Here is a 9088-nt window from a genome sequence, read left to right as displayed (position 1 = left end):
TTGCCATGGTAGGTATGGAGAAGTTGAAACCGAAGGATCACCCAGTCATCGCGTGATCGCAACCGCTATCACTAACCTACACCGTTCCTTTCGCTAACGACGAGTGAACACCTGATGGACTCCAGTCCGAAACGTCGTCATACTGACCCAGGCTAGCCCCTCTCGCGTGCCGACCCATAGCTTACCCCCGGTATCTGGCGCAAGGGAAACAACTTGACTGGAGGGCAGACGAGCAATGGCGCCGTCGATCGCCCCATTGAACGGATTTACCCGCAGCAATCCATTAGCAGTGCCGACCCACAAACGGTTTACGCGATCGAATCGCAGACTGGTAATGTTACGTCCGCGCAGACGAGTCAGCGATCGTAGCCCTCCCCGTGGGTTAACCTCTAGCAGCCCACTCGGTGTACCAACCCACAGCGTTTCCCAGTTACTAGCAGCCAGCACCTGCACTGTTGTTCCGGGTAAATTTTGGATTCGCCGCTGGATTAGCGCGCTAGCAGTATCAATTTGCACTAGCCCATCCAGCGTACCCGCCCACAAGTTACCGTCTGCATCCAAGCTCAAGGCATTAGCGCTAACCCCCGGCAGATCGGTCACGGTGGTCATTACAGCTCCAGACTTTGGGTTAACAAGCGCCAATCCAGCATCTGTTCCCACCCAAAGGAAGCCCCGCTGATCCACAAGAAGAGACAGGACGCGCGCCGAAGGCAGCAGAAAGTTTTGTGCGGTCACCGCTTTGGTTTTGGGATCGACGCGAAATAAGCCGTTGTGCGTACCAACCCAAAGCTGTCCCGCTCGATCGAGCGCTAGCGCGTCAACCTGCTCACTGGCAAGCCGGAGTTGGGCAAGCACCCGTCCCGTTTTGGGATCAAGCTGCATTAATCCTTGCCAAGAGCCGACCCAAAGCGTGCCCTGACTGTCTGCTTGCAGGGCACTGACGCGGTAATCCGCAGGAACAGCAGGTGGGGTTTGGAGCGTTGGACGATCGACGGGTTGGGCGACGGCGCGATCGCTGACGTAGCCAACTCCTTGACACACCCACAGGAGCGCTACTGTGGCAGAAAAACAAGCAGACGGGATGCGACGTACCATAATGCCAGTTTGGGAGGAGGAGCAAGCTCGATCAAAACGCAGCTCAATCTTTCGCTGCCGTGTTACACGACTTGCTGAGTGCGCCCCATCATACTGCCATTTGCTCTGGATCAATCAACAATTGGAAGCAGGCGATCGTTAAGCGCCGCTACAGCTTAGCGTTAGTAGCTGTGCGACCTTGATAGGGAGAGTCTCCTGCCTGAGTATGCCTTAGCAGTTCCTCCAGAGCCGCGAAGAGAAATACATCGCGAATCCAGCTGTTTCTCTTCTAATGCTGTGGGGTAAGTAAGAAAAATAGAATAGCTGCACGCTACGCCGTCTGCGTAGTTTTAACGATTCAATCTTCGCTCAACTACCGCAATTTATACTGAAAGCTAGTGTAAATTTTTCATGAAGTCTAATGGAGATTTCCTGAGGACATCTATGTCGTTTTGATGAAGTCGTGCGAAAACACTAGCGCAATCCAGGAGCTCATGCGAGATTCCGTACAGTCCTTGAGTATCTTTGACATCAATTCATTGATCTTCTCTTGATTAAAGCTGGGTTACCTGTGGCTGATGACTTCTCCGTCTATACATCTGAATCTCCTGAGCTCTCGTATTTGCTGTCAGCGCATCAGGCGCTCACAAGCCGCTTGCGTCAGTACGATTCGTTGTTATTCCTACCCGATCTAAGACGTAACCGTATCCCTTAACTGCCGCGTCCCTGCTCTTGTAAGACCTTCGTAGCGCCTCGACGACTTCAGCTGCTCGATGTATCAAGATGTACCAGCAGAGTCGTTGCTCTAGCTGCTAACGCAGCCTCACCAGACAGGCTAACGCCCCGCTGAATTGGTGATCGAAAATCGTCCCTTGTCCCACCGTTCGGGTTCTGTTTATGATTTTGGTGACTGTAGGAACAGAGCAGTACCCCTTTAATGCCCTGATGGACTGGATCGATGTGCTGATCCGCTATCGATTTATTGATCCAGATGAGGAGATTATCGTCCAGTACGGGTCATCGAACCGTCTGCCCGATCGCGTTAAGGTATATCGACGACTGCCAGAATCCGAGTTTCGATCGCTCGTTGAGCAAGCGCGAGTTGTGATCGGTCACTGCGGCGAAGGAACTGCACTGCTGCTCGAAAGCTTAGACAAGCCATACGTGCTGGTGCCGAGAGCGCGGCTCTTCGGTGAGCATGTGGACGACCATCAGCTCGAGATGGCAAACGCGATGGAAAAGCAGGGCGTACAGGTTGCCCGATCGCCCGCCGACCTCGTGCGTTTTCTCGCCGCACCGCGGGTTCCTAGCGTGCTGCCTCAGTCCGATGACGAGCTGTGTCGGATGCTCGTCGAGCGCTACCGGACTGATCGCTACAAAAAGCTGATGCTTGTTTGCTCGTCGGGTGGGCATTTTACAGCCATGCAGGCGCTCAAACCGTTTTGGGCTCGGTATAACAGCTTATCTTGGGTCACGTTTCGCACGCCGTCAACTGAGGCGGAGCTTCTATCGCGATCGGATAGCATGTACTGGGCACACAGTCCCACCAACCGTAATCTTCCCAATCTAGTTCGCAACTTGATCTTGGGGTTAGGAGTGCTGCGGCAGGAGCGTCCAGAGCTCGTTATATCAACTGGGGCGGGAGTGGCAGTACCATTTCTGCTGCTTGCTAAATATTTATGCGGCAGCAAGATTATTTTTGTCGAGTCCAAAACTCGGCTGGAACAACTGAGCTTGTCTGCCCGAATTCTTCAGTTCTTCTCGGCAATGGATTTGCTAGTGGTTCGCAGTGAAGAGTTGGCGAGGCGATTTCCAACGGCGCTTGGAGCAGCGTGTCCCACCTCTACCGCTGCAGTCAAAGACGCAACGAGTCCGCAGCCTGTGGTAATTCAGTCTTCAGAATCTGCAATGCTGAGCACTCCCGCCCATTTCGGCGCTCAGGCAGCAGAAGCCTTCGTACAGACAGTGTGGCTGCTGGCTGAAGCACACCCCAAGGTGATTGTGGTGGATCTGAGTGCAACGAGTTCGATCGACGCTGCCGGACTCCAAGCCTTGCTGGCTGGGTTGAAGTCAACGAAGGCGATCGGCGCGGAGTTGGCGCTGTGGAGCGTAACGCCTCCGGTAATGTCTGTGCTGCTGCGAGCACGATTCGATCGTCTGTTCAAGATTGATGCGGCGACCGTTGCTACACGCACCCCAGCAACGTTGCGTGCCGTTGCACCGCTGACGCTGCCCGCCTCAGTTCGGACCCCTGTGAAGCGCAGTATTGATATTGCCGCTGCAGCGGTTGGACTGTTGGTGACGGCGCTGCTTGTTGTGCCGATTGCGATCGCGCTGCGATTAGAAAGTTCGGACCCCGTATTCGTTGGGCAGACGCGCAGTCTGTCTGATGGCAGGCGATTCCGCGTGTGGAAGTTTCGTACCAGCGCGACCAGAACGCTGGATTTGCTCGATTCAGCTCAGTCGGAAAGCGATCGATCGGAGGTAGAGTGCCAGTCGCCGACGCTAATCGGTCGATTCTTACGACGCACTCAGTTGGACAAGCTACCGCTGTGCTGGAATGTTCTGATCGGCGATCTCAGTCTGTTTGAGCTGCGCACACCCAGCTTGGACGAGATCGATCTCGTCTTTCCCGTTCAGCGCAGAGTGGTATCAATGCCAAACCCAATCCCAGATCGATCGAGGGTTTCTGCTGCGGCTGGAATGGAGGAATTCGAGGACACTATCTGCCTCAAGTCCAACACTACCGGAAGCTGATTACTCAAGGCTTTTGGCTAGAGCCTCGAACAGCACCTTTGCATCGTGCTAAGGAATCTCTCTACCAAAGCTCTGACGAATGATTAAGAGTTGAAGGCTGGATGAGGGATGCGATAGACAATTTTGACTTCTCATCCAGCCTTCTGGATAATATCAGTAAGGCAACAAATTATCTGAAGCAAGCTAATTGCTTGCTACCTCGCGCCTAAGCCCTTTTTACACGCCAACAAGCGGTTCCAAATCTGCTGCAGCGCTTGATTCACCAACAGCTTCTCTTCGATCGAGCAGTCTAAACGGTCTAGAAGCGGCGCGACACGATGAGCCTCAGCTTCCGAGACGCCGTACTTCACCAAAGCGCTAACGTAAAACCCGTCCCGATGTTGCTTTACTGGATCTTCTCCCCGTGCAAGGTACTGCAAGTACTCCGTATCGGACATACCCAAATCAACAATCACGGGTTGGCTCTGTAGCATAGCAGTTAAGTGAGCTGCAAAACAGTGTTCCGCTCATCATACCCGCGTAAAGAACGCGATCTTGCATTTCTCTTCAAAAAATCTAGAATCGCCATCTATCCAGGGGTAGAAACCTTATAGTTCAGACCCAACTCGGCAGCAGCATTCGTAGTTGAAATTCCATCGGCGACAGCGGCAGACCCAGGTAGATCGGTAACCAGAATAAAAACGCCAGCGCAATTCCTGCACAAATTGCAATTCCCATTGTGCGGAGGCGTGGTTGAGTACTACAAAGCCAGCGATCAACAATCCAGGCAAGCGCCAAGAACGAGACGATCGACGCCGCCATATAGTGATACAGAAATAGGCAGCGCGTTACTCGTGTCCACGGCAGCAGATTCGCGAGGTAGGTAATCGCCAAAAACAGCACCAGCCATCGCTCGATCGGACTCAGCGCCAGTCGGTAATTCTGCTGAAACCACTGCCCTGTCGGGTGGTTCATCAACAGCAACGTCAGAATCTGCTGCACCAGCGCCCACAACACCAGTACCATCGCCAATGTTGATAGCCACCACAGCACCGGATTCCCGATCGCATGCACATCGTAGATGACCGAATCGGTAGTTAGCGATGCGGTAGAGTTTCCCGAGGGCAGCGGTGCACCCTTTGCCGTGATTTGGTAAAAATAGGCAACCGGACGCAGCATGAACATCCAGGTATACCAGGGAGAGCAGTAGGGATGCGCCGTTACGCCACCGACCCGTGCGTGGTAGTCCAACAGTTGCCGTTGCAGTTCCCAGAAGCTAGCCGTGGTGTTGGACTGCATGTGGGGAATCCAAACCAGACGGTAGAACACTGCAGGAACCACACCCAGGTACAGCCCTAGCTGCCAGAGTTTTAGACGAGGCAGGCGCGACAAAACGCTGCGTCCCGATTCTGGTTCGTTGGCAGTAAGAGGAATTGTCAGCAACTCCGGCACCTGTGGGCGACGAGCCTGCACCCACTGAACTCCCTTAGCGATTATCCATAGTCCGTAAGCGCCTAGCAAAAACCACAGTCCATTCCACTTCACAGAGGCAGACGCGCCGTAGAATACGCCCGACGCAACGAGATAAGCTTCTCGCCGTCCTGCCGCTTGGCTATCTAGCGCCAGCAGAAGAAACCAAATTCCCAGCAGCCCAAACAGCACTAAGTACACATTGGTTAAGGCATAGCGCGATTCGACCAGCAGCAAGCCATCGAGTCCGGCAAACCAGCCCGCAATTAGCGCGTAGCTACGGCGGCGAGTCAGACGGTAAGCGATGCCTAAGATGACCAATGGAATAAATGATCCCACCAGAGCGTTCATCCAGCGGTAGCTCCAGGTGGTGTAGAGCCCCCCTGTGAGACCGTTTACCGTGTCCTGCCCGATCGGAAGCGCATTGCCAATCCAGATGCCGATCGCAATCAAGTATTTGCTGAGGGGTGGATGCCCGTCATATACCGGCGATCGCGCTAGATATTCGTGGGCAAATTTAGCGAAGTACACTTCGTCAAACACAAGGGCATTGAACCGACTCAAGCCCCAAAAACGCAGCGCTAAGCACCACAGCAGCAGCGCCACGATACCAATCTTGAACCAACCTAGCCGAGCTACAGACTTCTGAAAAGTCATCAGTCAAATTGGAGAATACACGCTCTCCACTTTCGCACACCTGTTGAAGCTGAGGCAAAATCCCCATGAAGAGTGCCGTGAGTTCGCGTGCGATCGTGGCTCACGAGAACACATCTGGTCGTGCCTGCATGATTCAGATGCCCACGCGCTGCCATTTCTGACAGTGAGAGAACCGTGGGATCGGGTTAGGGGCAGCAGTTCCTATGGGCAACGTACTGGCTACCCATAGGAAATTCCGTTGATGAATCAGCTCTTAGAACTAGCGATTAACCGCTAAAAACTTGCCAACGATCGCTCAACCGCGTCCAGCGCCCAATTGATCTCTGCCTCCGTCACAATCAGCGGCGGAACAAAGCGGATCACCTTCGGACCTGCTGGAACGAGCAGTAGACCGTTGTCCATCGCCACTTTAATGACCTCAGACGAGATTAGCGGCGACTCCGCGTGTAGCTCCATGCCGTTTATCAAGCCCCAGCCACGCACCGTTTTAATGTGATCGGGATACTTCTCGGCGATCGCCCGTAGTCCTGCCCGCAGTTGCTCCCCGCGATCGTGCACATTCTCCAGCAGGTTTTCCCGCTCCAGCGTTTGGCACACCGCTAGCGAAACCGCGCAGGCAAACGGATTGCCGCCAAAGGTGCTGGCGTGATCTCCGGGCTGAAAGATATTGCAGGAAGACTTGCAGAGGGTGGCACCGATCGGAATACCGCCGCCCAGCCCCTTCGCAGACGTAAAGATATCTGGCTCGATGCCGAGGTTTTCGTAGCCCCAGAGTTTCCCAGAGCGTGCCATCCCAACCTGCACCTCGTCCAAAATCAGCAGAATCCCTTTCTCGTCGCAGAGTTGTCGAATGCGCTGGAAGTACGCTTGGTCGCCCGGATTGACGCCGCCTTCACCTTGCAGCGCCTCTAGCAGAATCGCCGCGACGCGGCGATCGCGACTGTCTAGCTCAGAGATCGCGGTTTCCAACGCGTTGATGTCGTTGTAGGGCACGTAGTAAAAGCCAGGCATCAAGGGACTAAAGCCTTTCTGGTACTTTGGCTGTCCAGTTGCCGTGATTGTCGCCAACGTGCGCCCGTGGAAGCTGGCGTGCGCGGTAATGATCACCGGATCGTCAATATTCAGCACCGTATGGGCGTACTTCCGCGCCAGCTTAATTGCGCCTTCGTTCGCTTCAGCTCCAGAGTTACAGAAAAAGACGTGATCGGCGCAGGAGTGCTCAACCAACCACTTTGCCAGTTCGCCCTGCACGGGCACATAGTAGAGATTGGAGACGTGGTGCAGGGTTTTGATTTGTTCAGTTACCGCTTGAATCATCGCCGGATGCGCGTGTCCCAAGGTGCAGGTCGCGATCCCTGCCACAAAATCCAGGTACTCGCGTCCCTCGGTATCCCACACGCGGCAGCCCGTCCCTCGCTCTAGCGCGATCGGGTAGCGGGCATAGGTCGTCATCACGTGCTCATCGAACTCTGTGGAGCTAAACGGACTGGATGTGCCAAAAACCGATTCGGTAATGCTGGAAAGCGATTGGATGAGAGCTTCTGGACTCACTAGCTTGATCCTCGGTAACTGCAAAATGGCTCAGAGCTATTAGCGGTTCGCTATTAGCAATTCGGGTCACACGGCTAAAAAGCGTCGAAAGATTTTGTGGATCACGATGGACGGACGCACTAAACCTGTACTATAGCTTACTCATCTTCAAAGGACTCACCCGACTCGGTTCTAATTAAAGGCTAAGTAATCGTTCTATGACATATTTCCTGGCAGCAGTTGGAGGCGATCAAGGTGAGGTAGGACAGCTCGTTAGCGTGCTGATTATTCTGCTGCTGGTCGCAACGGGCGTAGCGCTGCTATCTCGGCGGTTGCGCGTTCCGTATGTCACTGGACTGGTGGTGGCAGGCTTGGCGATCGCCGAACTGCTACCCCGTCGCATTGGGCTGGACTCCTCGCTAATCATCAATTTATTTTTGCCGATTCTGCTATTTGAGGCGGCGATCAATACCGATATTAGTCGGTTGCGAAGCACGATTAAACCGATCGCCCTGCTGGCGGGTCCGGGCGTCGTGATTGCGTCTGGAATTACAGCGCTGGTGCTGAAGTTTGGACTGGAACTAGCCTGGATTCCTGCCCTGCTGATCGGCGTAATTCTGGCCATTACTGATACGGTTTCAGTGATTGCCGTGTTCAAAGAGGTGTCAGTTCCCTCACGGCTAATCACGATCGTCGAAGGCGAAAGCTTGTTCAACGACGGAATGGCGCTGGTGCTGTTTAGCCTGATTTTGAAGGTCAACACGACGGGATCGCTGACGATTGCGGAAGGCATTAAAGAACTGCTGATCGTGATTTTGGGCGGCGGCTTAGTCGGATTGGTGCTGGGCTATCTAGGCACAGTGCTGTACACCCAATCCGACGACGCCTTGAGCACGATTTTGCTGACGGTGGCGATCGCGCTGGGTGCGTTCCAAATCAGCCAAGTTCTGAGCATTTCTGGCGTGGTCGCTGTGGTGATTGCGGGCTTAGTGGTGGGAAATGTGGAGCTGTCGCGCAGCGTGTCGGCGTCGAATCGCGTTACGGTTCTGAGCTTTTGGGAATACGCGGGGTTTGGCGTCAACACGTTCATTTTTTTGTTGATTGGGCTAGAGATTCAGCCAGGGACGGTGGTAAGAACCCTCCCCGCTGTACTGCTGGCGGTGGTGGCTTACCAAGCAGGACGGTTTCTCAGCGTGTATCCGCTGCTGGCGATCGCCCGTCAGGTCGATCGGGCGATTCCGGTGCGCTGGCAGCATGTGCTGTTTCTGGGCAACATTAAGGGATCGCTATCGATGGCGCTGGCGCTGAGTCTGCCTGCGGGACTGCCCGGACGCGAAGGGCTGATTGCGCTGGTGTTTGGGACGGTGCTATTTTCGCTGATGGGGCAGGGGGTAAGTTTGCCGTGGCTGGTGCGGCGGCTGCAACTATCGCATCGATCGGAGTCGCAGGAGTGGCTTGAGTCGCTTCAGTCGCAGTTAATGACGGCGAAAGCCGCTCAGGATGAGTTAGACGCTCTGCTGAAGGGGGGCATGCTGCCGAAAGCGATCTATGAGGAGCTGAGAGCAAATTACCAAATTCGGATTGTGGCGGCAGAGCGATCGCTGCGCGACTTTTACAACCG

Annotated in this window: 6 protein-coding genes; 2 read left to right on the top strand and 4 right to left on the bottom strand. The window is 54.5% G+C overall.

Annotated features, from left to right (window positions below):
* Nucleotides 1–93: 93 nt before the first annotated feature.
* Nucleotides 94–1095, bottom strand: a complete 1002-nt coding sequence (locus H6F43_RS19745) for a two-component regulator propeller domain-containing protein (protein WP_190344671.1) — start codon at nt 1093–1095, stop codon at nt 94–96.
* An 876-nt stretch (nt 1096–1971) separates the two neighbouring features.
* Between H6F43_RS19745 and H6F43_RS22435 the strand changes: the two genes are divergently transcribed.
* Nucleotides 1972–3831, top strand: a complete 1860-nt coding sequence (locus H6F43_RS22435) for a sugar transferase (RefSeq protein WP_242025784.1) — start codon at nt 1972–1974, stop codon at nt 3829–3831.
* Nucleotides 3832–4025: 194 nt separating this feature from the next.
* On the opposite strand, the gene H6F43_RS19725 is transcribed toward H6F43_RS22435, so the two are convergent.
* The 3 genes from H6F43_RS19725 to H6F43_RS19715 all read right to left on the bottom strand — a co-directional run bounded on the left by H6F43_RS19725 (nt 4026) and on the right by H6F43_RS19715 (nt 7488).
* Complete coding sequence (locus H6F43_RS19725; protein WP_190344670.1) at nt 4026–4304, bottom strand: hypothetical protein; 279 nt, start codon at nt 4302–4304, stop codon at nt 4026–4028.
* A gap of 121 nt (nt 4305–4425) precedes the next feature.
* Nucleotides 4426–5937, bottom strand: a complete 1512-nt coding sequence (locus H6F43_RS19720; protein WP_190344668.1) for a phospholipid carrier-dependent glycosyltransferase — start codon at nt 5935–5937, stop codon at nt 4426–4428.
* 273 nt (nt 5938–6210) lie between these two features.
* Nucleotides 6211–7488 (bottom strand): acetylornithine/succinylornithine family transaminase, encoded by a 1278-nt coding sequence (locus H6F43_RS19715; protein ID WP_190344661.1) that lies wholly within the window; start codon nt 7486–7488, stop codon nt 6211–6213.
* Between the two features lie 197 nt (nt 7489–7685).
* Here H6F43_RS19715 and H6F43_RS19710 point away from each other — a divergent pair.
* On the top strand, nt 7686–9088 hold a 1403-nt coding region (locus H6F43_RS19710), incomplete at its 3' end, for a sodium:proton antiporter (RefSeq protein ID WP_190344659.1).

The sequence above is a fragment of the Leptolyngbya sp. FACHB-36 genome, assembly GCF_014695955.1.
Lineage (GTDB): Bacteria > Cyanobacteriota > Cyanobacteriia > Leptolyngbyales > Leptolyngbyaceae > FACHB-36.
Note: the sequence above shows the minus strand (reverse complement) of the source record. Positions and strands in the feature narration are given on the sequence as shown.